This is a genomic window from Pseudescherichia sp. AS216 (genome assembly GCF_037152055.1).
GTDB lineage: Bacteria > Pseudomonadota > Gammaproteobacteria > Enterobacterales > Enterobacteriaceae > Pseudescherichia.
Genome location: NZ_JBBCMV010000004.1, coordinates 51,351 through 74,473, shown reverse-complemented (window position 1 = coordinate 74,473; position 23,123 = coordinate 51,351). Strand labels below are relative to the sequence as shown.

General features: G+C 57.4%; 24 protein-coding genes and 1 other annotated feature. Of the genes, 14 read left to right on the top strand and 10 right to left on the bottom strand.

The window, feature by feature from the left end; all coding sequences use genetic code 11:
* Positions 1-43 precede the first annotated feature (43 nt).
* Complete coding sequence (gene topA, locus WFN61_RS13210) at positions 44-2,641, bottom strand: type I DNA topoisomerase (RefSeq protein ID WP_144814877.1); 2,598 nt, start codon at positions 2,639-2,641, stop codon at positions 44-46.
* 399 nt (positions 2,642-3,040) lie between these two features.
* Between topA and WFN61_RS13205 the strand changes: the two genes are divergently transcribed.
* Positions 3,041-3,292, top strand: coding sequence for a YciN family protein (locus tag WFN61_RS13205; RefSeq protein ID WP_042394314.1), 252 nt, complete (start codon positions 3,041-3,043; stop codon positions 3,290-3,292).
* 41 nt (positions 3,293-3,333) lie between these two features.
* Here the strand turns inward: WFN61_RS13205 and sohB are convergent, their stop codons facing one another.
* Positions 3,334-4,380 (bottom strand): protease SohB, encoded by a 1,047-nt coding sequence (sohB, locus tag WFN61_RS13200; RefSeq protein ID WP_222887974.1) that lies wholly within the window; start codon positions 4,378-4,380, stop codon positions 3,334-3,336.
* Between the two features lie 249 nt (positions 4,381-4,629).
* Here sohB and WFN61_RS13195 point away from each other — a divergent pair, with 249 nt between their 5' ends.
* Entirely contained in the window at positions 4,630-5,391 is a 762-nt protein-coding gene (locus WFN61_RS13195) for a YciK family oxidoreductase (RefSeq protein ID WP_144814870.1), read from the top strand.
* Positions 5,388-5,978: a cob(I)yrinic acid a,c-diamide adenosyltransferase gene (gene cobO, locus WFN61_RS13190; RefSeq protein WP_337038770.1), complete on the top strand. Its 591-nt coding sequence runs from the start codon at positions 5,388-5,390 to the stop codon at positions 5,976-5,978. Before WFN61_RS13195 ends, cobO begins: the two co-directional genes overlap by 4 nt.
* Before the next feature lie 27 nt (positions 5,979-6,005).
* Here the strand turns inward: cobO and rluB are convergent, their stop codons facing one another.
* From rluB to rnm, 4 genes are all read right to left on the bottom strand, one after another.
* Positions 6,006-6,914: a 23S rRNA pseudouridine(2605) synthase RluB gene (rluB, locus tag WFN61_RS13185; RefSeq protein WP_144814865.1), complete on the bottom strand. Its 909-nt coding sequence runs from the start codon at positions 6,912-6,914 to the stop codon at positions 6,006-6,008.
* 141 nt (positions 6,915-7,055) lie between these two features.
* Complete coding sequence (locus WFN61_RS13180) at positions 7,056-7,649, bottom strand: hypothetical protein (protein ID WP_144814862.1); 594 nt, start codon at positions 7,647-7,649, stop codon at positions 7,056-7,058.
* Between the two features lie 11 nt (positions 7,650-7,660).
* Positions 7,661-8,281, bottom strand: a complete 621-nt coding sequence (locus WFN61_RS13175; protein WP_144814851.1) for an L-threonylcarbamoyladenylate synthase — start codon at positions 8,279-8,281, stop codon at positions 7,661-7,663.
* Positions 8,278-9,180: an RNase RNM gene (rnm, locus tag WFN61_RS13170; protein WP_409455617.1), complete on the bottom strand. Its 903-nt coding sequence runs from the start codon at positions 9,178-9,180 to the stop codon at positions 8,278-8,280. The genes WFN61_RS13175 and rnm overlap by 4 nt, the downstream gene beginning before the upstream one ends.
* Before the next feature lie 135 nt (positions 9,181-9,315).
* Positions 9,316-9,412: a sequence feature (Trp leader region), on the top strand.
* A gap of 30 nt (positions 9,413-9,442) precedes the next feature.
* On the opposite strand from rnm, the gene WFN61_RS13165 reads away from it, so the two are divergent.
* The 5 genes from WFN61_RS13165 to trpA are packed head-to-tail and all read left to right on the top strand — an operon-like array spanning position 9,443 to position 15,975.
* A complete protein-coding gene (locus WFN61_RS13165; protein ID WP_144814846.1) occupies positions 9,443-11,005 on the top strand; it encodes an anthranilate synthase component 1 in 1,563 nt (520 codons plus the stop codon).
* On the top strand, positions 11,005-12,600 hold the full coding sequence (trpD, locus tag WFN61_RS13160; protein ID WP_144814843.1) for a bifunctional anthranilate synthase glutamate amidotransferase component TrpG/anthranilate phosphoribosyltransferase TrpD: 1,596 nt from the start codon (positions 11,005-11,007) through the stop codon (positions 12,598-12,600). The genes WFN61_RS13165 and trpD overlap by 1 nt, the downstream gene beginning before the upstream one ends.
* Before the next feature lie 3 nt (positions 12,601-12,603).
* Positions 12,604-13,962 carry a bifunctional indole-3-glycerol-phosphate synthase TrpC/phosphoribosylanthranilate isomerase TrpF gene (gene trpCF / locus WFN61_RS13155; RefSeq protein ID WP_337038769.1) on the top strand — a complete coding sequence of 453 codons (1,359 nt, stop codon included), beginning with the start codon at positions 12,604-12,606 and terminating at the stop codon, positions 13,960-13,962.
* A 10-nt stretch (positions 13,963-13,972) separates the two neighbouring features.
* Entirely contained in the window at positions 13,973-15,166 is a 1,194-nt protein-coding gene (gene trpB / locus WFN61_RS13150; protein WP_144814836.1) for a tryptophan synthase subunit beta, read from the top strand.
* Positions 15,166-15,975 carry a tryptophan synthase subunit alpha gene (gene trpA / locus WFN61_RS13145; RefSeq protein WP_144814834.1) on the top strand — a complete coding sequence of 270 codons (810 nt, stop codon included), beginning with the start codon at positions 15,166-15,168 and terminating at the stop codon, positions 15,973-15,975. The genes trpB and trpA overlap by 1 nt, the downstream gene beginning before the upstream one ends.
* A gap of 55 nt (positions 15,976-16,030) precedes the next feature.
* Here the strand turns inward: trpA and ompW are convergent, their stop codons facing one another.
* Positions 16,031-16,666: an outer membrane protein OmpW gene (gene ompW, locus WFN61_RS13140; protein WP_144814832.1), complete on the bottom strand. Its 636-nt coding sequence runs from the start codon at positions 16,664-16,666 to the stop codon at positions 16,031-16,033.
* Between the two features lie 290 nt (positions 16,667-16,956).
* On the opposite strand from ompW, the gene WFN61_RS13135 reads away from it, so the two are divergent.
* From WFN61_RS13135 to yciA, 3 genes are read left to right on the top strand one after another with little or no spacing between them, the layout of a single operon-like run.
* Positions 16,957-17,700, top strand: a complete 744-nt coding sequence (locus WFN61_RS13135; protein ID WP_337038768.1) for a YciC family protein — start codon at positions 16,957-16,959, stop codon at positions 17,698-17,700.
* 51 nt (positions 17,701-17,751) lie between these two features.
* A complete protein-coding gene (locus tag WFN61_RS13130) occupies positions 17,752-18,291 on the top strand; it encodes a septation protein A (RefSeq protein WP_042394355.1) in 540 nt (179 codons plus the stop codon).
* Positions 18,291-18,692, top strand: a complete 402-nt coding sequence (yciA, locus tag WFN61_RS13125) for an acyl-CoA thioester hydrolase YciA (RefSeq protein ID WP_144814826.1) — start codon at positions 18,291-18,293, stop codon at positions 18,690-18,692. Before WFN61_RS13130 ends, yciA begins: the two co-directional genes overlap by 1 nt.
* A gap of 47 nt (positions 18,693-18,739) precedes the next feature.
* Here yciA and tonB read toward each other — a convergent pair whose 3' ends face one another.
* On the bottom strand, positions 18,740-19,477 hold the full coding sequence (gene tonB / locus WFN61_RS13120; RefSeq protein WP_337038886.1) for a TonB system transport protein TonB: 738 nt from the start codon (positions 19,475-19,477) through the stop codon (positions 18,740-18,742).
* A 223-nt stretch (positions 19,478-19,700) separates the two neighbouring features.
* Between tonB and WFN61_RS13115 the strand changes: the two genes are divergently transcribed.
* On the top strand, positions 19,701-19,997 hold the full coding sequence (locus WFN61_RS13115) for a YciI family protein (protein WP_144814820.1): 297 nt from the start codon (positions 19,701-19,703) through the stop codon (positions 19,995-19,997).
* 41 nt (positions 19,998-20,038) lie between these two features.
* Here the strand turns inward: WFN61_RS13115 and WFN61_RS13110 are convergent, their stop codons facing one another.
* Positions 20,039-20,212 (bottom strand): YciY family protein, encoded by a 174-nt coding sequence (locus WFN61_RS13110; protein WP_144814817.1) that lies wholly within the window; start codon positions 20,210-20,212, stop codon positions 20,039-20,041.
* Positions 20,213-20,355: 143 nt separating this feature from the next.
* Here WFN61_RS13110 and cls point away from each other — a divergent pair, with 143 nt between their 5' ends.
* Positions 20,356-21,816, top strand: coding sequence for a cardiolipin synthase (cls, locus tag WFN61_RS13105; protein WP_144814814.1), 1,461 nt, complete (start codon positions 20,356-20,358; stop codon positions 21,814-21,816).
* 35 nt (positions 21,817-21,851) lie between these two features.
* Complete coding sequence (locus tag WFN61_RS13100; protein ID WP_042394392.1) at positions 21,852-22,181, top strand: HI1450 family dsDNA-mimic protein; 330 nt, start codon at positions 21,852-21,854, stop codon at positions 22,179-22,181.
* A 34-nt stretch (positions 22,182-22,215) separates the two neighbouring features.
* Here WFN61_RS13100 and WFN61_RS13095 read toward each other — a convergent pair whose 3' ends face one another.
* Positions 22,216-23,082 carry an ion transporter gene (locus tag WFN61_RS13095; protein ID WP_312282399.1) on the bottom strand — a complete coding sequence of 289 codons (867 nt, stop codon included), beginning with the start codon at positions 23,080-23,082 and terminating at the stop codon, positions 22,216-22,218.
* Between the last annotated feature and the right edge of the window lie 41 nt (positions 23,083-23,123).

Sequence of the window (23,123 nt, the reverse complement as noted above, 5' to 3'; positions counted from 1 at the left end):
AGAAAGGGCCGGATAACCGGCCCTTCAGGAGACAACAGCAGGCTTATTTCTTCGCTTCTACCCACTTGCCATCAATAAAGAAGGCGGACCAGCCGGTGGCTTTCCCCTCTTTCTCTGAGGCAACGTACTGCTGCTTGGTCTTACGGCTAAAACGGACCATGGTCTTGTTGCCTGCAGGATCCTGCTGCGGCGCATCGGCCAGATAGCGCAGCTTCTCCGGCAGGCGATCGCGGAAGCGGTACAGCTCTTCCACCAGCGGCGCACGGGTTTCGCGCGATTTCGGGAAGGTATTGGCCGCCAGGAAGACGCCCGCTGCCCCATCGCGCAGCACGAAGTAGGCATCCGACTTCTCACACTGCAGCTCAGGCAGCGGAACCGGATCTTCCTTCGGCGGTGCAACTTCCCCACTACGCAGGATCTTACGCGTGTTTTTACAGTCGTCGTTGGTGCAGGCCATGTATTTACCGAAGCGCCCCATTTTCAGGTGCATTTCAGAACCACACTTCTCGCACTCTACGATTGGGCCATCGTAACCTTTAATGCGGAACTCGCCCTCTTCGATCTCGTAGCCGTCGCAGGTGGGGTTGTTACCGCACACGTGCAGCTTGCGTTTCGGATCGATCAGGTAGCTGTCCATCGCCGTACCGCACTTCACGCAGCGGCGTTTCGCACGCAGAGCGTTGGTTTCAGCATCGTCACCCTCCAGCACGTTGAGAACTTCGTTCTCCGGTACCAGGTTGATAGTGGTTTTGCAGCGCTCTTTCGGCGGCAGGGCGTAGCCAGAGCAGCCGAGGAAAACCCCAGTGCTCGCCGTGCGGATACCCATTTTCCGTCCGCAGGTCGGGCAGTCAATGCTGGTCAGCACCATCTGATTCGGGCGCATGCCGCCCTCCTCTGGATCCTGCTCGGCCTTCTCTAGCTGCTTGGTAAAGTCGCTGAAGAAGTTATCCAGCACGCCTTTCCATTCGGTCTCGTGGTTCGCCACCTGGTCAAGGCTGTTCTCCATCTGGGCAGTGAAGTCGTAGTTCATCAGCTCGCGGAAGTTCTCTTCCAGACGATCGGTGACGATCTCCCCCATCTTCTCAGCATAGAAGCGACGGTTTTCCACCCGCACGTAGCCGCGATCCTGAATGGTCGAAATGATCGACGCATAGGTAGAGGGGCGACCAATGCCGCGTTTTTCCAGCTCCTTGACCAGCGAGGCTTCGCTGAAGCGCGCAGGCGGCTTGGTAAAGTGCTGGGCCGGAGTCAGCTCGATCAGCGACACCACGTCGCCTTTGTTCACCGGCGGCAGGGTACGATCTTCATCGTTTTTACGCAGCGCGGGCATCACTTTGGTCCAGCCGTCAAAACGCAGCGTGCGACCGCGCGCCTTCAGGCGGAACTCGCTCGCTTCTACGGTCAGCGTCGTGGAGTCATACTGGGCTGGCGTCATCTGGCAGGCAACGAACTGACGCCAGATCAGCTGATAGAGCTTCTGCGCGTCGTTTTCCATATCCTTCAGCGACTCAGCTACAACCGCCACGTCAGAAGGACGAATCGCTTCGTGCGCTTCCTGCGAGTTCTCTTTGTTGGAGTACTGAATCGGGCTCTCCGGCAGGTATTTTTTGCCGAAGTTGTCAGTGATATAGCTGCGAGCCATGCTCACCGCGTCCTGGCTCAGGTTGGTTGAGTCAGTACGCATATAGGTAATGTGTCCCGCTTCGTACAGACGCTGGGCCATCATCATGGTTTTCTTCACGCCGAAGCCGAGACGGGTGCTGGCTGCCTGCTGCAGCGTCGAGGTGATGAACGGCGCACCCGGCTTGCTGCTGGTCGGCTTATCTTCCCGATCGGTTACGGTATAGCGGGCTTTCTCCAGCAGGCTAACTGCCGACATGGTCTGCTCGCGGTTAACCGGACGGAACGGCTTGTCCTGCTGGTGCGTAACCTGCAGCGCCAGCGAGTCACCGGCTGGCGTCGCCACGTTGGCATCCACTTCCCAGTACTCTTCCGGCACGAAGGCTTTGATTTCACGCTCGCGCTCGACCACCAGCCGCACGGCAACGGACTGAACGCGACCCGCAGAGAGACCACGGGCGATCTTTTTCCACAGCAGCGGCGAGACCATGTAGCCTACGACGCGGTCCATAAAGCGACGCGCCTGCTGGGCATTGACACGGTCAATATTCAGCTCGCCCGGCTTTTCGAACGCCTGGCGGATCGCATTTTTGGTAATTTCGTTAAACACGACGCGGCTGTAGCGCGTCTCATCGCCCCCGATCACTTCCCGCAGGTGCCAGGCAATGGCTTCCCCTTCGCGGTCAAGGTCGGTTGCGAGATAGATATGATCGGCTTTTTCGGCCAGCGACTTTAGCTCAGAGACCACTTTCTCTTTGCCGGGGAGCACTTCATAGCGCGCATCCCAGTCGTGCCATGGGTCGACGCCCATACGATTGACCAGCGCGCCACGTTCATCCTTTTTGGGCTTTTTAGCCGTTTTGGTGGAGGCAGAGTCAGCGCTCTTTTTGGCGGCTGAGCCACTGGTCGGCAAATCGCGGATATGACCGACGCTGGATTTCACCACGTAGTCACTACCCAGATACTTATTGATCGTTTTGGCTTTTGCCGGGGACTCAACGATAACGAGAGCTTTACCCATATTCACCTTTACCTAATTTGATTCTTCCAGGAATACGCCGCACGTTGACTCACCATCCCCTGGCGACGTGCCTCAGATATAGCGGCGACGTCACGGGATATCAACCCTTTTTCATAACCAGACGCTGAAATTAAGACTTCCAGGTGACTGAGTTAACAGGTTTTTCCGCGTCTGGTGGGATGAGAACGACGAACTTAAGGTCGAATGTCAAGCAAATCTGTTGCCAGATTGACGAAAGCGCACACTCTACCTGATAAAATTTGTTACGCAACTTTATTAGCATGCAAAAACGGATCGCGCCAACGGCGGAATGGGGTAAAAGCCCTCTTGATAACAGGGAAAATTTGCCCCATTTGTCCCCCTGGACGTAGAATATCGGCAACGTTTAAGGAGGTAACTATGCAAGAGTCAGTTCTACCGATCGATCGTCAGTCACTGCTGGCGAAAGCGAATGAGATCATCCGCGAGCACGAGGATTATGTGCAGGGCATCGAAGCCACCAACGTCACCGAACGTAACGGCATTTTGATTTTCAGCGGCGACTATTTTCTTGATGAGCAGGGCCTGCCTACGGCGAAGAGTACGGCGGTGTTTAACATGTTTAAACATCTTGCCCACGTACTGTCAGAGAAATACACCCTGGCGGAGTAAACAGAGCGAGGCATTGCGCCTCGCTTCTCTATTATCACCGTTTACAGCAGCGGCTTTTCACCGCGCTGCCACCAGCGCAGCAGCAGCCGGTCGGCACTCTCCGCCGCGCTGCTGGTAAAGCGATCCATTAATTTCTTGCGGCGGGTGTAGCGAATCCCGATCACCTCGAACTCGTTGAGCAGGCCAAGCAGCAGCTCGTCGCTGGTGCCCACCTCATCAACCAGCCCCTTCTCCTGGGCCTGCACGCCATACCAGTGTTCACCGGTGGCCACGGACTCAATATCTAATGAAGGACGCATCTGCTTAACAAAGGATTTGAAGAGATCGTGGGTCTCGTTCAGGCTTTCGCGGAACTTCTGCCGCCCCTCTTCGGTATTCTCCCCAAGCAGGGTCAGCGTCCGTTTATATTGACCAGCTGTATGCAATTCAATATCGATATCTTTGCTTTTCAGGAAACGGTTAAGGTTAGGGATCTGCGCCACGACGCCAATCGACCCGACAATGGCAAAGGGTGCGGCAACGATCTTGTCCGCCACGCAGGCCATCATATACCCGCCGCTGGCAGCCACTTTGTCCACGGCAACGGTGAGCGGAATGTTTTTATCGCGCAGACGCTGTAGCTGGGACGATGCGAGACCATAGCCGTGAACCACGCCACCGGGGCTTTCAAGACGCAGCACGACCCGATCCTCAGGCTTAGCCACGGTGAGCACGGCGGTGATCTCTTCCCGCAGGCTGCTGACCTCATGCGCATCCATACTGCCTTTGAAATCCAGCACCCAGGCACGCGCTTTAGTGGCGGCAGCGGGTACGCCCAGCTTCGCAGTAGACTTTGCCTCTTTGGCCTCCTGCTTCAGACGCTTCTTCTGCGCCTTGTGCCACAGCTTCTGCCGGTGCGTATCGAGCAAGGAGACCGAGAGCTCCTCCTGCATCTCTTTATACTGCTCGCTCAGGTTTGTGACGCGAAGCTCCCCGCGCTGGCGTTTGCGCTGCGTCAGGTTAACGATAAGCATCGCCACGACGGCGATGGCAATCACCACCGTCACAATCTTGGCTAAAAACAACCCGTATTCAGATAGTAATTCCACGCGTCCCACCTTGGTTACATCACTCAACGTAAAGGCCAGTGTACATGACCCCGCCCGCATCGTCTTCTGCCGTCGTGCTAAGTTAGACGCCATCTTGCTGATTTTTTTGCTCTGTAAGAAGTTGAAAAGGTTCAAAGCATCAATGCAGGAGCTTGACGATTGAATTACGCGGCGGATTAAGGCATAAAGCCCACAAGACCCGATCCTGTGAAACGACGCCTGGATGAACGAGAGCGCAAAGGAGAAACCGTGCACTACCAGCCAAAACGAGATTTATTAGAGAACCGCATTATTCTGGTGACCGGTGCCAGCGACGGGATTGGCCAGGAGGCCGCCCTGACCTATGCCCGCTACGGCGCAAAAGTGATCCTGCTCGGCAGAAATGAAGAGAAGCTGCGCCACGTGGCCCAGCGCATTGAGCAGCTGGGCGGCAAAACCGCCCGCTGGTATACCCTTGATCTCGCCACCTGCACGCCGGAGCAGTGCCAGCAGCTGGCGGCACAGATTGAGGCCGCCGTTCCCCGCCTCGATGGCGTCCTGCATAACGCGGGCATGCTGGGGGATATCTGCCCTATGGATGAGCAGAAACCTGAAGTTTGGGAACAGGTGATGCAGATTAACGTCAACGCGACCTTCTATTTGACCCAGGCGCTTCTTCCTTTATTACTCAAGTCAGAGGCTGGCTCACTGGTGTTCACCTCCTCAAGCGTAGGCCGCCAGGGCCGCGCCAGCTGGGGGGCCTACGCGGTGTCCAAATTTGCCACCGAAGGCATGATGCAGGTGCTGGCGGAGGAGTATCAGAGCAGGCACCTGCGGGTTAACTGTATCAACCCCGGCGGCACGCGAACAAAAATGCGTGCCAGCGCGTTTCCGTCGGAAGATCCACAAAAATTAAAGACCCCTGCTGATATCATGCCGCTCTACCTATGGCTGATGGGTGATGACAGCCGTCGCAAAACCGGCATGAGCTTTGATGCTCAGCCTGGACGCAAACCGGGGATAGCACTATGAATGAAGAGCGTTACCAACAACGACAGCAGCGGGTGAAGGATCACGTGGATGCACGCGTGGCCGTCGCCCAGGACGAGCGCGGGATTATTATCGTCTTTACCGGCAACGGCAAAGGCAAAACCACCGCCGCCTTTGGCACCGTAACCCGCGCGGTGGGCCATGGCAAAAAAGTGGGCGTGATCCAGTTTATTAAGGGCACCTGGCCTAACGGCGAGCGCAACCTGCTGGAGCCGCACGGCGTGGAGTTTCAGGTGATGGCGACGGGCTTTACCTGGGACACGCAGAACCGCGAGGCCGATACCGCCGCATGTCTGGCGGTGTGGGAGCATGCCCAGCGGATGCTGGCCGACGAGACGCTGGATATGGTGCTTCTGGACGAACTGACCTATATGGTGGCCTATGACTATCTGCCGCTGGAGGCGGTGCTGAGCGCCCTGCAAGCGCGCCCTGCCCAGCAGACGGTGATTATCACCGGCCGCGGCTGCCATCGGGATATTCTGGAGCTGGCGGATACGGTGAGCGAGCTGCGTCCGGTGAAGCACGCCTTCGACGCGGGCGTGAAGGCGCAGATCGGCATTGACTATTAAATAAGAAAGGGGCCGAGGCCCCTTTCTTTATGCTTTGCTGTTACGCGTGCTGGAACGGCGATTGCTACTTGCAGGGCGTCCGCTGGCCGGACGCGCGCTGCCGGTCTGGTTGTGACGCTTGACCGCCCGGCGGATCTGATTCGCTTTCAGGCGACGACGATCTTTCTCTACCGCCACCTTAGATTCGGTTTCCGGCGTTAGCTCTACCAGCTCGCGCAGATAGTTAGTCTGAGCCAGATCCAGTTCGGTATAGCCTCCGCGCGGCAGCCCTTTCGGCAGCAGAATATCACCGTAGCGGACGCGGATAAGACGGCTCACCTGCACGCCAACGGCTTCCCACAGGCGACGAACCTCGCGGTTACGCCCTTCGGTCAGGGTGACGTTATACCACTGGTTGATGCCCTCGCCGCCGCTGAACTTAATGGTTTTAAACGCTGCCGGACCATCTTCCAGCTGCACGCCACGGGAGAGATCGCGGATCTTGTTCTCTTCGACCTGACCAAACACGCGCACGGCGTATTCGCGCTCGACTTCACGGCTTGGATGCATCAGGCGGTTAGCCAGCTCACCGTCGGTAGTAAACAGCAGCAGGCCGCAGGTGTTCACGTCCAGACGGCCAACGGCGATCCAACGTGCGCCGCGCAGTTTCGGCAGGCGGTCAAACACCGTCGGACGCCCTTCCGGATCGTTACGGGTGCAGAGTTCACCTTCTGGTTTATAGTAGGCCAGCACGCGGCAGATCTGCTCAACGGACTCTTTAACTGAGATAAGATGGCCGTCAATACGGATTTTCAGGCCGGGGATAACCTCAACGCGGTCGCCCAGCGTAGCGATTTTTCCGTCAACGCTGACGCGCCCGGCGGCAATGATCGCTTCGATTTCACGGCGGGAGCCGTGGCCAGCGCGGGCCAGCACTTTTTGTAATTTCTCGCTCATGGCGGTTCCTTCAGGTGTCGCCTTCACAGGCGTCTGGATAGGTGCAAAGCACACTCTATTTCTTGGGCGCACATACTACACGAAAATCAAATGAAATACTGTAGCACCCCAGGTTAATTTTTAATCACTGGGGTGTGGTTGTCAGATGCAGCGCCCGGTGGCGCAGCCGTAGGCCATGATAAAGGGAAAGGCGGGGATCATCAGCGGGATCCAGAGCGGGTTTACGCCCCGGGTTTTGTCGTTAATGCTCACCGTGACCGGCGGGTCAAGCTTGATAAACTTATCATCCATGACGTAGTTACGTGACAGGCCATAGCTCCCGCTGGCACGGAACGAGACCACCATCGTCTGCGGATCTGAGGTAGCTTTCGCGCCGTAGTCGCGCACCAGCGCCTCTTTTTGTCCAGGCTGTAACCGATCGGTACGAATAAAGGTGTTGTACTGGGCCTGTACATCACGATTATTGACGTCAAAATTCACCGTCATGCCGCGCACCGCATCACCATAGTCACGCTTTAGCACTAACCAGCGATCATAGAGGCGGCGAGTTTCAGCCCCGCTGAAGTCGTAGGTGTGCTCATCTCCTCGGGCCAGCAGAAAGTTATCCCCGGCCTTGAAGTAGACGATTTTCTCTGTTTCCGGCAGCTGCGGCGAGCTCACGCTACAGCCGATCAGCATAAACAGTGCAAGCAACACTCCTGCGGGCAGGACAAGCCTGCCGGTCCCTTTTAACATCGTGCTGGCTCCTACAGGAATGGCTTCACATCGCCGACGCCTTCGCGGATCACTTCCGGCGCGTCATCGGTGAGATCGACCACCGTGGTAGGCTGCTGTCCGAGATAGCCGCCATGAATGACAAGCTCTACATGTTTCTCAAGGCGATCTTTGATCTCTTCGGGATCGGACTCGGTGAATTCGCTGCCGGGGAGCATCAGCGAGGTAGAGAGCATCGGCTCGCCGAGCGTTTCCAGCAGCGCCAGTGCAATAGGGTTAGACGGCACGCGCAGGCCGATGGTTTTGCGTTTTTCCTGCAGCAGACGGCGCGGGACCTCTTTCGTGCCTTTGAGAATAAAGGTGTAGTTGCCCGGCGTATTGTTCTTGATCAGGCGGAATGCCACGTTATCCACAAAAGCATAGGTCGACAGCTCGGAGAGATCCCGGCACATCAGCGTAAAGTTGTGGCCATCCGGCAGCTGGCGAATGCGCGATATACGCTCCATCGCCCCTTTATCTTCGATTTTACAGCCCAGCGCGTAGCCGGAGTCGGTGGGATAGACGATCACCCCGCCCTTACGCACAATCTCCACTGCCTGGTTAATCAGGCGCGGCTGGGGATTATCCGGATGAATATAAAAAAACTGACTCATACTTCCCTCTCATTATTATGTTGAGGCTGTTCCCAGAGCTGCCATACCGCTTCTACGCCTGCGGGCAGCCACAGTTTGCGACCCAGTTCGATCCACGGGCAGGGCTGGTGAAAATCCGATCCCTGCGACGCCATAAGACCAAACTGTTGCGCATACGCAGCAAGCTGGGTGCGCTCGTTGGGCGCCTGCTGGCATTGCGCGACTTCCATCGCATCACCGCCCTGTTCGGCAAAGTGTGCCAGCAGTCTTTTCAGCCATTTAGCGCTAAGATCGTAGCGCCCAGGATGGGCCACTACCGCTTTGCCGCCAGAATGATGAATCACATCAATAGCTTGTTTTATTGTACACCACTGGGGCGGAACGTATCCGGTTTTACCACGCGCAAGATACTTTTTAAACACGCCCGCCACGTCACTGGCTTTGCCGCTCTCAATGAGGAAACGAGCAAAGTGGCCACGGGTCACCGCCCCGCCGTTAGCCAGGCGCAGCGCCCCCTCCCACGCACCGGGAATATGCGCTTTTTCGAGGCGCTCACCAATCTGCATGGCGCGTGCCTGACGACGAGCTTTCTGCTCTTCAAGCAGCGTCACCATTGCCGGATGCTCAATGTCGATGTTAAGACCGACAATATGGATCTCGTGGTTTTCCCAGAGGGTAGAGATCTCCACGCCGTTAATCAGGCTCAGGTTCAGCCCTGCGCGCGCAATCTCCGCCCGGGCTGCGGGAATAGCCGAGGTCGTATCATGATCGGTGATAGCCAGCGTACCCACACGCATCTCAACTGCGCGATGAACTAATTCTTCCGGGGAGAGCAAACCGTCTGAGGCCTGAGTGTGAGAGTGAAGGTCGTAAATAATGGCGTAATTCGTGTCGCTCAAAGCGGCTCCAGTAGGGTATATCTCATTTAGGACTCTATCATAACGGTTAAGGCGCGAATTCTGAAATCAGGGGTTGACTTTATTCTCCTGAACCAGTTAACTAGTACGCAAGTTCACACAACGAGGTATCTGAAAATGTTCAAACATTCTACGCTTATCCGCTGGTGGCACTCCTCCTGAAAACGGGCGGTGAGCGAGCGTTTGCCTCAAGCAGACAGATACCCCGGCCCGCCAACTGAGCGGGCTTTTTTTTGAACAGAATAACGATCGGATGAGAATGACTATGCCAATGCCAAAACCTGCACTACAGCTTCTCACAGACCACGCCGCGTACCGGGAGAACCCGACCGCGCTGTTTCATCAGCTGTGCGCGGATCGTCCGGCAACGCTGCTGCTGGAATCCGCCGATATCGACAGCAAGGACGATCTCAAGAGCCTGCTGCTGGTCGACAGCGCGCTACGCATTATCGCGTTAGGTGACACTGTCACTATTCAGGCATTGACGACTAACGGCGCATCGCTCCTGCCGCTGCTGGATGCCGCCCTGCCCGCTGGCGTAGAGAACATTGCCCGTCCGGATGGTCGCGTTCTGCACTTTCCGCCGGTAAGCAACCTGCTGGACGAAGACGCCCGCCTCTGCTCTCTGTCCGTTTTTGATGCCTTTCGCCTGCTCCAGGAGCTGGTTACCGTTCCGGCCGAAGAGCGCGAGGCGATGTTCTTTGGCGGCCTCTTCGCCTATGACCTGGTAGCCGGTTTTGAGGATCTCCCTGCGCTTGCACAGGAGAATGGCTGCCCGGACTTCTGCTTCTACCTGGCCGAAACGCTGCTGGTTATCGATCACCAGCAGCAGCAAACCCGCATCCAGGCAAGCCTTTTCACCCCTTCCGACGCCGAACAGCAGCGCCTGACCCAGCGCATTGCCGAACTGCGTCAGCAGCTCAGCCTGCCCCCCGCGCCGCTGCCGGTAGAGACGGTGGCGTCGATGCGCTGCGAATGCAACCAGAGCGACGAGGAGTTTGGGGCGGTAGTACGTGAGATGCAAAAAGCCATCCGCGCCGGAGAGATCTTCCAGGTTGTGCCGTCACGCCGCTTCTCACTGCCCTGCCCGTCACCGCTGGCAGCCTACGACGTGCTGAAGAAGAGCAACCCCAGCCCCTACATGTTCTTTATGCAGGATAACGACTTTACCCTGTTTGGCGCGTCGCCTGAGAGTTCGCTGAAGTATGATGCGCAGTCTCGCCAGATTGAGATCTACCCGATTGCCGGAACGCGTCCGCGCGGCCGCCGGGCCGACGGTTCGCTGGATCGCGATCTCGACAGCCGCATCGAGCTGGAGATGCGTACCGACCATAAAGAGCTCTCCGAACACCTGATGCTGGTTGACCTCGCCCGCAACGATCTGGCCCGCATCTGCACGCCGGGCAGCCGCTACGTTGCCGACCTGACCAAGGTCGATCGCTACTCATTTGTGATGCATCTGGTCTCCCGCGTGGTGGGTGAGCTGCGCAACGATCTCGATGTCCTCCACGCCTACCGGGCGTGCATGAATATGGGCACGCTGAGCGGTGCGCCAAAGGTCCGCGCCATGCAGCTTATCGCTCAGGCGGAAGGCACCCGTCGCGGCAGCTACGGCGGCGCAGTGGGCTACTTCACTGCCCACGGCGATCTGGATACCTGCATTGTGATCCGCTCCGCCTACGTTGAAAACGGTGTCGCCACCGTTCAGGCTGGTGCGGGGGTGGTGCTGGACTCTGTTCCGCAGTCTGAAGCCGATGAAACCCGCAACAAAGCTCGCGCGGTCCTGCGCGCCATTGCCACCGCACACCACGCTCAGGAGACGTTCTGATGGCTGACATTCTGCTGCTCGATAATATCGACTCGTTTACCTATAACCTTGCCGATCAGCTGCGCGCCAGCGGTCACAACGTGGTGATCTACCGCAACCATGTTCCTGCCCAGACGCTGATTGACCGCCTGGCGACCATGGAGAACCCGGTTCTGATGCTCTCTCCAGGCCCTGGCGCCCCCTCCGAGGCGGGCTGTATGCCTGAGCTGTTAACCCGTATGCGCGGCAAGCTGCCGATCGTTGGTATCTGTCTCGGCCATCAGGCGATTGTTGAAGCCTACGGCGGGTACGTTGGCCAGGCCGGAGAGATCCTGCATGGTAAAGCCTCAAACATTGAACACGACGGCCAGGGGATGTTCGCCGGGCTGAGCAACCCGCTGCCGGTGGCGCGCTATCATTCGCTGGTGGGCAGCAACGTGCCCGCCGGGCTGACCATCAATGCGCACTTCAACGGTATGGTGATGGCGGTGCGCCACGATGTCGATCGCGTCTGCGGCTTTCAGTTTCACCCGGAGTCCATTCTGACCACCCAGGGCGCTCGCCTGCTGGAGCAGACCCTGGCCTGGGCACAGCAGAAGCTGGAGCAGAGCAATACCCTGCAACCGATCCTGGAGAAACTCTATCAGGCTCAGACCCTGAGCCAGCAGGAGAGCCACCAGCTCTTCTCGGCGGTGGTGCGCGGCGAGCTGAAGCCAGAGCAGCTGGCGGCGGCGCTGGTAAGTATGAAGATCCGCGGCGAACATCCGAATGAGATCGCCGGGGCGGCCACCGCGCTGCTGGAGAACGCAGCGCCCTTCCCGCGCCCGGACTATGCCTTTGCCGATATCGTTGGCACCGGCGGCGACGGCAGCAACAGCATCAATATCTCCACCGCCAGCGCCTTTGTCGCCGCAGCCTGCGGCCTGAAGGTGGCGAAGCACGGCAACCGCAGCGTTTCAAGCCGCTCCGGCTCGTCGGATCTGCTGGCGGCGTTTGGCATCAACCTCGATATGAACGCGGATAAATCCCGTACCGCGCTGGACGAGCTGGGGGTCTGCTTCCTCTTTGCGCCGAAATACCACACCGGGTTCCGCCATGCGATGCCCGTACGCCAGCAGCTCAAGACTCGCACCCTGTTCAACGTGCTCGGGCCGCTGATTAACCCGGCCCACCCACCGCTGGCGCTGATTGGCGTCTACAGCCCGGAGCTGGTGCTGCCGATTGCCGAAACGCTGCGCGTACTGGGCTACCGGCGGGCGGCGGTGGTGCACAGCGGCGGCATGGACGAAGTCTCTCTGCACGCCCCGACGCTGGTTGCCGAGCTGAACAACGGTGATATCAGCAGCTATCAGCTGGAGGCCGCTGACTTTGGCCTCACGCCGTATCGCCAGGAGGCGCTGGCGGGCGGCACCCCGGAAGAAAACCGTGACATTCTGACGCGCTTACTACAAGGTAAAGGTGAGGCCGCCCACGAGGCCGCCGTCGCGGCAAACGTGGCGATGCTGATGCGCCTGCATGGAGAAGAGAATTTGCAGGCCAACGCGCAAAAGGTTCTGGACGTACTACGCAGCGGTGCTGCCTATGACAAAGTCACCGCGCTTGCGGCAAGAGGATAAGTAATGGAAACCGTTTTAGCGAAAATCGTCGCGGATAAGGCGATTTGGGTCGCCGCCCGAAAACAGCAGCAGCCGCTGGCCAGTTTTCAAGGCGATATTGTGCCCGCCACGCGCAGCTTTTACGACGCTTTGCAGGGCGCGCGCACGGCATTTATTCTCGAATGTAAAAAGGCTTCGCCGTCAAAAGGCGTGATCCGCGACGATTTCGATCCGGTGCGGATTGCCAACATCTATAAGCACCATGCATCGGCCATCTCTGTGCTGACGGATGAGAAATATTTCCAGGGCAGCTTCGATTTTCTACCGCTGGTGAGCGCTGCCGCGCCGCAGCCGATCCTGTGTAAGGATTTTATTATCGAGGCCTACCAGATTTACCTGGCGCGCTACTACCAGGCGGACGCCTGCCTGCTGATGCTCTCGGTGCTCGATGACGAGCAGTACCGCCAGCTCGCCGCCGTGGCCCACAGCCTGAAGATGGGCGTGCTGACCGAAGTGAGTAATGAAGAGGAGCTGGAGCGCGCTATCGCCCTCGGGGCTAAGGTGGTGGGTATCAACAACCGCGACCTGCGCGATCTCTCTATCGATCTCAACCGCACCCGCCAGCTGGCACCTCGCCTTGGCGCGGGCGTTACGGTGATCAGCGAGTCGGGGATTAACACCTATGCCCAAGTGCGCGATCTGAGCCGTTTCGCCAACGGCTTTTTAATCGGATCGGCGCTAATGGAGCAGGACGATCTTGCCGCCGCCATCAAGCGCGTGCTGCTGGGCGAGAATAAAGTCTGCGGGCTGACGCGTCCCGAGGATGCGCAGGCCGCGTTTGAAGCCGGAGCGCTCTTCGGCGGCCTGATCTTCGTTCCTGAATCTCCGCGCTGCGTGAGTGATGCCCAGGCCGATGCGGTGATTGCCGCAGCGCCCCTGCGCTACGTGGGTGTCTTCCGTAACGCAACCGTCGAGACGGTGGTAGAGAAGGCAGAACGGTTTCAGCTTGCTGCCGTCCAGCTGCACGGAGCAGAGGATCAGGCCTATATTGATGCGTTACGCACCGCGCTGCCGGCCAGCGTCGCCATCTGGAAAGCGCTGAGCGTCAGCGATACGCTCCCGGCCCGTAATCTCAACCACGTTGACCGCTATCTGTTTGATAACGGCCAGGGCGGCACCGGCCAGCATTTTGACTGGTCCCTGCTGGCCGGAGAGACGCTGGACAACGTGATGCTGGCCGGAGGCCTCGGCGCAGATAACTGCGTTACGGCGGCGCAGGCGGGCTGTGCCGGACTCGATTTTAATTCAGGTGTGGAATCTGAACCGGGTATTAAAGATGCCAGCAAGCTGGCCTCGGTTTTCCGTACCCTGCGTGCCTATTAAGGAATCTGTAATGACAACTTTGCTCAATCCCTACTTCGGTGAATTCGGCGGCATGTACGTTCCGCAAATTTTAATGCCCGCCCTGCGCCAGCTGGAAGAGGCCTTTGTCAGCGCTCAGAAGGATCCGGCGTTTCAGGCCCAGTTTAGCGATCTGCTGAAAAACTATGCCGGGCGTCCGACCGCGCTCACGAAATGCCAGAACCTGACCGCCGGAACCAAAACCACGCTCTATCTTAAGCGTGAAGATCTGCTTCACGGCGGCGCGCACAAAACTAACCAGGTGCTGGGCCAGGCGCTGCTTGCCAAGCGCATGGGTAAAACCGAGATCATTGCCGAGACCGGCGCGGGTCAGCACGGCGTCGCCTCCGCGCTCGCCAGCGCCCTGCTCGGCCTGAAATGCCGTATCTACATGGGTGCCAAGGACGTGGAGCGTCAGTCGCCGAACGTGTTCCGCATGCGCCTGATGGGTGCAGAGGTGATCCCGGTCTATAGCGGCTCGGCTACCCTGAAGGATGCCTGCAACGAAGCGCTGCGTGACTGGTCTGGCAGCTACGATACTGCCCACTATATGCTCGGTACGGCGGCAGGCCCGCATCCGTTCCCGACTATTGTGCGTGAGTTCCAGCGCATGATTGGCGAAGAGACGAAAGCGCAGATCCTCGAAAAAGAGGGTCGTCTACCGGATGCGGTGATCGCCTGCGTCGGCGGCGGCTCTAACGCCATCGGCATGTTTGCTGATTTTATCGAAGAGAGCAGCGTGGGGCTGATCGGCGTCGAGCCGGCGGGCCACGGGATTGAGACCGGCGAGCATGGCGCGCCGCTGAAGCATGGTCGGGTAGGTATCTACTTCGGCATGAAGTCGCCGATGATGCAAACCGATGACGGTCAGATTGAGGAGTCCTACTCAATCTCTGCCGGGCTCGATTTCCCGTCCGTGGGGCCGCAGCACGCGCATCTGAACAGCATCGGACGTGCAGATTACGTCTCGATTACCGATGATGAAGCCCTGGCGGCGTTCAAACTGCTGTGCCGTAGCGAAGGGATCATTCCGGCGCTGGAGTCCTCGCATGCGCTGGCCCATGCGCTGAAGATGATGCGCGAAAACCCGGAAAAAGAGCAGCTGCTGGTGGTTAACCTCTCTGGCCGCGGCGATAAAGACATCTTTACGGTTCACGATATTTTAAAAGCACGAGGGGAGATGTGATGGAACGTTATGAGCAGCTGTTTACGCGCCTGCAGGAGCGCAAGGAGGGAGCGTTTGTTCCCTTTGTTACCCTGGGCGATCCCTCTCCCGAACAGTCGCTAAAGATTATCGATGCGCTGATTGAGGGCGGTGCCGATGCGCTGGAGTTAGGGATCCCCTTCTCCGATCCGCTGGCCGACGGCCCTACTATCCAGAATGCCACTCTGCGTGCTTTTGCCGCAGGTACTACCCCCGCCCAGTGCTTTGAGATGCTGGCTGCCGTGCGCCAGAAGCACCCGACTATCCCTATCGGCCTGCTGATGTACGCCAACCTGGTATTCAGCCAGGGTATTGATGAGTTCTACGCTAAGTGCGAAAAAGCGGGCGTTGATTCGGTGCTGGTGGCGGACGTGCCGGTGGAAGAGTCAGCCCCGTTCCGTCAGGCGGCGATGCGCCATAACGTTGCGCCGATCTTTATCTGCCCGCCGAACGCCGATGACGATCTGCTGCGTCAGATTGCATCCTATGGACGCGGCTACACCTACCTGCTCTCACGCGCCGGGGTAACTGGCGCAGAGAACAGCGTGGCCCTGCCGCTACAGCATCTGGTTGCGAAGCTGGCTGAGTACAATGCTGCCCCGCCGCTGCAGGGCTTTGGTATCTCGACGCCGGAGCAGGTGAAGACCTCGCTGGAGGCAGGCGCAGCAGGGGCAATTTCCGGCTCCGCCATCGTTAAGATTATTGAGAATAACCTTGATAAGCCCGTTAAGATGCTGACCGAGCTGAGGGAGTTTGTTCAGGGTCTAAAAGCGGCGACGCGAGTAAGCTGATTCGTTAAGGTGAGAAACAGGCTTCATTGGTCAGTTTCTCACCTTAACTTATGGATCAGAAGCGGTAGCCCGCAGAGAACATAAACACCCACGGATCCAGACGCGTATCAACGGTCTGCTGCACCCCACCCGCCTTAAATTTCACGTCGGTATCGATATCCATGTACCACACCGAGGCGTTAATCAGCCAGTCGCGGTTGATCAGGTAGTCCAGCCCCACCACGCCCGCTGCGCCCCAGGAGTCGCTCAGGCTCAGGTCGGAGAGGCCCGCCGCTTTACCGGTATCGTTAAACTTCTCATCAAAGAACGTGGTGTAGTTCACGCCTGCGCCAATATAGGGGCGGACTTTGCTGCTGCTGTCACCGAAATACCACTCGGCAACCAGGGTTGGCGGCAGATGCTCAACGGTGGCAATGTTGCCCGTTGGGCCGGTGCCAACATGATGGCGGAACGGCGTAGCGGCCAACAGCTCAATGCCGACGTTCTCCGTTGCCATATAGGTGAAGGTCAAACCCAGCTGGGTGTTGTTGCTGACGTTAAACCCGCCCAGACTGCCTAACACATTATCAGACCCTTCGGTAGGTCTTACCGTCGCCGAACCGGCACGCACAAAAAACTCGCCCGCGTCATGAGCATATGTCCCAGCTGAAAATGCACTTAACACCAACGCTACCACCGCTAATTTTTTCATTCTTTTCCGCTCCATCGATAGGGTTATTTTTCTGGCGCGGTGAATATACCTACATTGAAGTACAAAGTGATCTAGCGCAGATCACATTTAACCCTATAAAGTAACATTCATTGATCTGGATTAATTTTCCTTAATCATCAGGAAACTATATGTTTGGGTGTAGCTCAATTTTCAGGGTGAGACTGTTTTACAAAGCTATGCTTTTCCATACACGGGAGAGTGCTGCCACTGCGACGCTAACCAGGTTACAATCGTCAGCAAATTAATACCGGTTTACTCAAGGAGAGTGCATGTCTATCACGGCGAAGTCCGTTTACCGTGACACGGGAAATTTTGTTCGCAATCAGTTCGTCACTATTTTGCTGATCGCCCTATTGTGTGCGTTTATCACGGTCATGCTTGGCCACGTTTTTTCACCCACTGATGAGCAGCTCGCCATCCTGCGCGAGAGTGACAACCTGTCCGGCAGCGCCGGGCTGTTTGAGCTGGTGCAAAACATGACGCCTGGACAGCAGCAGGTGCTGCTGCGTGCCTCTGCCGCCTCCACCTTCTCCGGGCTGTTTGGCAACGCCATCCTGGCGGGCGGGATGCTGCTGCTGCTCCAGCTGATTTCTGCGGGCCAGCGCGTAAGCGCGCTGCGGGCCATTGGGGCCAGCGCTCCGGTGCTGCCAAAGCTGTTTATCCTAATCTTTCTGACCACCTTTATGGTGCAGATCGGCATCATGTTTATCGTGGTCCCAGGGGTTATCCTTGCGATCCTGCTGGCCTTTGCGCCCGTAATGATGGTGCAGGATAAAATGGGGGTCTTTCAGTCGATCCGTAACAGCATGCGTCTGGGCTGGAGCAATATGCGCCTGGTGGCTCCGGCGGTGATGGGCTGGCTGCTGGCAAAAACGCTGCTGCTGATGTTCGCCCCTAATTTCGCTGTCCTGACGCCAACGGTGGGTGCAATCCTGTCCAATACGCTCAGCAATTTGATCTCGGCGGCGCTGCTTGTTTATCTTTATCGTCTCTATATGCTGATCCGCCCTTAACATCCCGCAGCGTGCTTAACAGGCAGGCTGCATCTATTACGGAATCGAAGAATGAAGCAGTTTCTTGATTTTTTGCCGCTGATTGTATTTTTTGCCTTTTATAAGCTCTATGACATCTATGCCGGAACGGCGGCGCTGATCGTGGCGACGGCGGTGGTGCTGATCTACAGCTGGGTGCGCTATCGCAAAGTTGAAAAAATGGCGCTGGTGACCTTCGTGCTGGTAGCGGTGTTTGGCGGTCTGACGCTCTTTTTCCATAACGATGAGTTTATCAAGTGGAAAGTGACGGTGATCTACGCCCTGTTTGCCGGTGCGCTGCTGTTTAGCCAGTGGGTGATGAAAAAGCCGCTGATCCAGAGCATGCTGGGTAAAGAGATCGCCCTGCCCGCAACGGTATGGTCAAAGCTCAACCTCGCCTGGGCGCTGTTTTTCATTATCTGTGGACTGGCCAATATCTATATTGCGTTCTGGCTGCCGCAAAATATTTGGGTGAACTTCAAGGTGTTTGGTTTAACTGCCCTGACGCTGATCTTTACGCTGCTGAGCGGCCTCTATATCTATCGTCACCTGCCGCAGGAAGATAAGTCCTGATGAGTAATGTAAACGAAGCAGCACAGGGCGAGCTGGTATTACGCACGCTGGCGATGCCGGCAGATACCAACGCCAACGGCGATATTTTTGGTGGCTGGCTGATGTCGCAGATGGACATGGGCGGCGCGATCATGGCGAAAGAGATCGCCCATGGCCGCGTGGTCACCGTCCGGGTTGACGGCATGACCTTCCTGCGTCCGGTTGCGGTGGGTGACGTGGTGTGCTGCTATGCGCGCTGCGTTAAACGCGGCACGACCTCGGTGACCATCAACGTTGAGGTGTGGGTGAAGAAGGTCTCCTCTGAGCCTATCGGCCAGCGCTATAAAGCCACCGAGGCGCTGTTTATCTATGTGGCGGTAGACAGCGAAGGCAAGCCCCGCGCCCTTCCCCCACAAGCATAAAAAAAGCCTCCGTAAGGAGGCTTTTTTTATGCAATTCAACGTCGGGCTTAATTCACCGATGTCTTGCCATCAAGACGGAATACGATATTCACAATCAATCCGTTGCCCGGTTTACCTGCTTCATAGCGCCATTTACGCATTGCCGTTTTTACTTCACGCTCAAACATATTCGACGGCTGGGCAGAGAGGATCTGCACGTTCTCTACGCGTCCGTCGGCAGTGACGTCAAACTTCACGCGTACACGGCCTTCAATGCGCAGCGCCTGGGCGCGGGTAGGATACTGCGGCTGGCTGCGGGCCACCGCTCGCGGGCCGCTCGGCACGGACTCCACCGGTTTGCTGGCCGCCGGTGCGCTGTTGGTCAGCGGGCGCGACGGTGCGGTATTGGTCAACGGCGCAGAGGGACGCGTCTCTACCGGGCGAACGTCACGCTTCGGCTGCTCGACCTTCTTCTCAACCTTTTTCTCCGGCTTTGGTTTAGGTTTCGGCTTGGGCTTCGGTTTTGGCTTTTCAATCACCACCGGCGCTTCTTTAGGCGGCTCGGGGATCGGTTCCGGTTCCGGCTCTGGTTCAGGCTCTACCACCGGCTCCGGCGGGGGCTGTACCACCTGCGGCGGCTCCAGCTCGGCAGGCGTCACCATAGTGACGGCAATAGGCTGTGCGGGCGCGGGCATTTCAATAACCTGATGTACTGAGGTGTAAAGCAGAGTCGCCACAACAGCACCATGAATACCAACAGACAGCAGCGTCGGCCAGGGAAAGCGGCGAGGTAGATCAAGGGTCATTGCAGTCATAATCGTTTCAGTTGAAAAGCCAGGTCCTGATTTTAAATGCAAATAGCAATCATATTCAATAAGCCATCACATCTATCGCGCATTTTAGCCGTTGCGGACAACTTTTCCGGTCCAGTTTTAGCTTTTTAGGGTGCATAAAATCATGAGGGTAGCGTGCGGCCTGCAAGGTGTGTTAGCGTCCTGGAGTCATTTTATCATTTAAGGAACTCTACTCGTGCTTTATGTGATTTACGCTGAAGATATTGCCAACTCACTTGAAAAACGTCTCTCCGTGCGTCCGGCGCACCTGGCGCGCCTGCAGCTGCTTAGCGACGAGGGGCGCCTGTTGACGGCGGGCCCCATGCCTGCGGTAGACAGTAACGATCCGGGCGCGGCTGGATTTAGCGGCTCAACGGTCATTGCGGAGTTTGAATCGCTGGAAGAGGCAAAAGCCTGGGCAGAGGCCGATCCTTACGTAGCGGCGGGCGTTTACCAGACCGTATCGATTAAGCCGTACAAAAAAGTATTCTAGGCTCTAAGAGTGAGGGCACCAAAACGTGCCCTCAAACGATCTCAGTACGGGGTAATCGCGAACAGCAACGCGTTGCGTTGGTGGTTCAGCACGCACTTTCTGATGGAGTGAATGCGCATATTACGACGCGACTGGCCTTCCAGCCAGCGGGCTTTGCGGCGACTCGCCTGACGAAGCATCCGCCAGCGCCCCACTTCCGTTCTACTACGCTTCATGACAGCAACTCTGCTAATAACGAAGGCTCCATTATAGACCCTTGCCGACGCCGTACCAGCGCTTTCTCGGCCGTTTTTATTTGCCAGATGGATGCTTATGCGTACACTCAGTGTATGGCGTACTGAAAAGGATTTTTTTAACTATGACAACCTTCTACACCGTTGTGAGTTGGCTGGTCATTTTAGGATACTGGCTGCTGATTGCCGGCGTAACGTTACGCATCCTGATGAAGCGCCGCGCCGTTCCCTCAGCTATGGCCTGGCTATTAATTATTTATATTCTGCCGCTGGTGGGGATCATCGCCTACCTCTCGTTCGGTGAGCTGCATCTTGGTAAGCGGCGGGCCGAGCGTGCCCGCGCCATGTGGCCCTCCACCGCCAAATGGCTCCACGATCTTAAAGCCTGCAAACATATCTTTGCCGAAGAGAACAGCCCGGTGGCCACCTCGCTGTTTCAGCTCTGTGAGCGCCGCCAGGGTATCGGCGGCGTAAAAGGTAACCAGCTTCAGCTCCTGACCTCCTCTGATGATGTGATGCAGGCGCTGATCCGCGACATCCAACTTGCCCGCCATAATATCGAGATGGTGTTCTATATCTGGCACCCCGGGGGAATGGCCGACCAGGTCGCCGAGTCGCTGATGGCGGCGGCCCGGCGCGGCGTTCACTGCCGGCTGATGCTCGACTCAGCGGGCAGCGTGACCTACTTCCGCAGTCCGTGGGTCGCCATGATGCGCAATGCGGGCGTAGAGGTAGTGGAAGCGCTGAAGGTGAACCTGATGCGTGTCTTCCTGCGCCGCATGGATCTGCGTCAGCACCGCAAGATGGTGATGATTGATAACTACATCGCCTACACCGGCAGCATGAACCTGGTGGACCCGCGCTTTTTTAAGCAGGACGCGGGCGTTGGCCAGTGGGTTGATCTGATGGCACGTATGGAGGGTCCGATCGCCACCTCGATGGGCGTGGTCTACTCTTGCGACTGGGAGATTGAGACCGGCAAGCGTATTCTTCCGCCGCCGCCGGATAACAACGTCATGCCGTTTGAACAGGCCAGCGGCCATACTATTCACACCATCGCCTCCGGCCCTGGCTTTCCAGAAGATCTGATCCACCAGGCGCTGCTGACCGCCGTCTACGCCTCGCGGGAATATCTGATCATGACAACGCCCTACTTTGTGCCGAGTGACGATCTGCTGCACGCCATTTGTACCGCTGCCCAGCGCGGCGTGGACGTGAGTATTATTCTGCCGCGTAAGAACGACTCCCTGTTAGTGGGTTGGGCCAGCCGGGCCTTTTTCAGCGAGCTGCTGGCGGCCGGGGTGAAAATTTATCAGTTTGAAGGCGGTCTGCTACATACCAAAAGCGTACTGGTGGACGGTGAGCTGAGCCTGGTAGGCACGGTAAACCTCGACATGCGCAGCCTGTGGCTCAACTTTGAAATCACGTTGGTCATTGATGACGTCGGTTTTGGCGGCGATCTGGCGGCGGTTCAGGATGACTATATCTCCCGCTCCCGGCTGCTGGATGCCACGCGCTGGTTGAAACGTCCGCTATGGCAGCGGATTGTCGAGCGACTGTTTTACTTCTTTAGTCCGTTGCTGTAAAACGTGCCCATTAGCGATTAAACCAGGGTGTTACTATGGAAATGGATCTGAACAATCGCCTGACTGAAGATGAAACGCTTGAGCAGGCCTACGATATTTTTCTTGAGCTGGCGATGGATAATCTCGATCCGGCAGACGTGATTCTTTTTAACCTGCAGTTTGAAGAGCGCGGCGGCGCGGAGCTGTTCGATCCGGCTGAAGACTGGCAGGAGCATGTCGATTACGATCTGAACCCCGACTTCTTCTCGGAGGTGGTTATCGGCCTGGCGGATACCGACGGGGGTGAAATCAACGACATCTTCGCCCGCGTGCTGCTGTGCCGCGAGAAAGACCACAAGATTTGCCACATTCTGTGGCGTGAGTAAGCTTTTGGCGCGGTGAATGCCGCGCTATATCTCTTTACTGTTTCTCTTCTGGGTAGGTTTCTTTTAGTTGCGGCAGCTGTTCCCCGCAGCGCATGCAGTAGTGCGCCTCCGGGTTATGATCCTCCAGATGACAGCGCGGACAGCGGCGGGCACGCTTGCTCTGCTGGAGCTCGTTGCTCATTTGCGCCGTCAGGATCCCCGTCGGAATCGCAATCACCGAGTAGCCAATTAAAATCAACACCGAGGCCACAAACCGTCCGGAAACCGAGTGAGGCGTAATATCGCCATAGCCTACCGTGGTGACCGTCACCACCGCCCAGTAAACCGCCACGCCCAAACTGGTAAAACCGCTCGCCTCTCCTTCAATGGCGTACATCAGCGCCCCGGCCGACACCATCACAATACCCACAAATGCATAGAACAGAATGAGCTGATGACGGGCATTAATGACCGCTCGCCACAGGCTGTGCAGCGCAGGCATATAGCGCAGCAGCTTAAGGATGCGCAAAACGCGTATCGCCCGCATCGCCCGCCAGGCGAAGAAGTAGTGAATAGCCAGCTCGGGCCAGAGCCACAGGACGTAAAGCGGCAGCATGGTGGCCAGATCGATAACGCCCCAGAAGCTAAAGACGTAGCGTACGGGCCTGGGCCAGGCGATAACCCTTAAAATGTACTCAAGAGTAAAGATGAGGGTAAAGCCGATCTCTATCCAGATAAAGAGGTGCCACTCCTGCGGCGTAAAGGTCAGCTGGCTGCCCATGCTGGATTCAATAAAGATCGTGATCACGCTTAGTAGCGCCAGCAGGCCGCACAAAGCTTCAAAGCGGCGACCGGAGCGGGTTTGCTGATCGAACAGGCGGTGGAAGAGCGTCTGGCGTAGCGAAAAAGATCGGTTGGACACGGGTTATCCTCGCAACGAAAAAGGGCTGGCGTCATGCCAGC

What these genes read in the sequence shown, in the direction of transcription:
- topA (WP_144814877.1), bottom strand. Translation starts at nt 2,641, where the DNA reads ATGGGTAAAGCTCTCGTTATCGTTGAGTCCCCGGCAAAAGCCAAAACG.
- WFN61_RS13205 (WP_042394314.1), top strand. Translation starts at nt 3,041, where the DNA reads ATGCAAGAGTCAGTTCTACCGATCGATCGTCAGTCACTGCTGGCGAAA.
- cobO (WP_337038770.1), top strand. Translation starts at nt 5,388, where the DNA reads ATGAATGAAGAGCGTTACCAACAACGACAGCAGCGGGTGAAGGATCAC.
- rluB (WP_144814865.1), bottom strand. Translation starts at nt 6,914, where the DNA reads ATGAGCGAGAAATTACAAAAAGTGCTGGCCCGCGCTGGCCACGGCTCC.
- WFN61_RS13180 (WP_144814862.1), bottom strand. Translation starts at nt 7,649, where the DNA reads ATGTTAAAAGGGACCGGCAGGCTTGTCCTGCCCGCAGGAGTGTTGCTT.
- WFN61_RS13175 (WP_144814851.1), bottom strand. Translation starts at nt 8,281, where the DNA reads ATGAGTCAGTTTTTTTATATTCATCCGGATAATCCCCAGCCGCGCCTG.
- WFN61_RS13165 (WP_144814846.1), top strand. Translation starts at nt 9,443, where the DNA reads ATGCCAATGCCAAAACCTGCACTACAGCTTCTCACAGACCACGCCGCG.
- trpD (WP_144814843.1), top strand. Translation starts at nt 11,005, where the DNA reads ATGGCTGACATTCTGCTGCTCGATAATATCGACTCGTTTACCTATAAC.
- trpCF (WP_337038769.1), top strand. Translation starts at nt 12,604, where the DNA reads ATGGAAACCGTTTTAGCGAAAATCGTCGCGGATAAGGCGATTTGGGTC.
- trpB (WP_144814836.1), top strand. Translation starts at nt 13,973, where the DNA reads ATGACAACTTTGCTCAATCCCTACTTCGGTGAATTCGGCGGCATGTAC.
- trpA (WP_144814834.1), top strand. Translation starts at nt 15,166, where the DNA reads ATGGAACGTTATGAGCAGCTGTTTACGCGCCTGCAGGAGCGCAAGGAG.
- ompW (WP_144814832.1), bottom strand. Translation starts at nt 16,666, where the DNA reads ATGAAAAAATTAGCGGTGGTAGCGTTGGTGTTAAGTGCATTTTCAGCT.
- WFN61_RS13135 (WP_337038768.1), top strand. Translation starts at nt 16,957, where the DNA reads ATGTCTATCACGGCGAAGTCCGTTTACCGTGACACGGGAAATTTTGTT.
- WFN61_RS13130 (WP_042394355.1), top strand. Translation starts at nt 17,752, where the DNA reads ATGAAGCAGTTTCTTGATTTTTTGCCGCTGATTGTATTTTTTGCCTTT.
- yciA (WP_144814826.1), top strand. Translation starts at nt 18,291, where the DNA reads ATGAGTAATGTAAACGAAGCAGCACAGGGCGAGCTGGTATTACGCACG.
- tonB (WP_337038886.1), bottom strand. Translation starts at nt 19,477, where the DNA reads ATGACCCTTGATCTACCTCGCCGCTTTCCCTGGCCGACGCTGCTGTCT.
- WFN61_RS13110 (WP_144814817.1), bottom strand. Translation starts at nt 20,212, where the DNA reads ATGAAGCGTAGTAGAACGGAAGTGGGGCGCTGGCGGATGCTTCGTCAG.
- cls (WP_144814814.1), top strand. Translation starts at nt 20,356, where the DNA reads ATGACAACCTTCTACACCGTTGTGAGTTGGCTGGTCATTTTAGGATAC.
- WFN61_RS13100 (WP_042394392.1), top strand. Translation starts at nt 21,852, where the DNA reads ATGGAAATGGATCTGAACAATCGCCTGACTGAAGATGAAACGCTTGAG.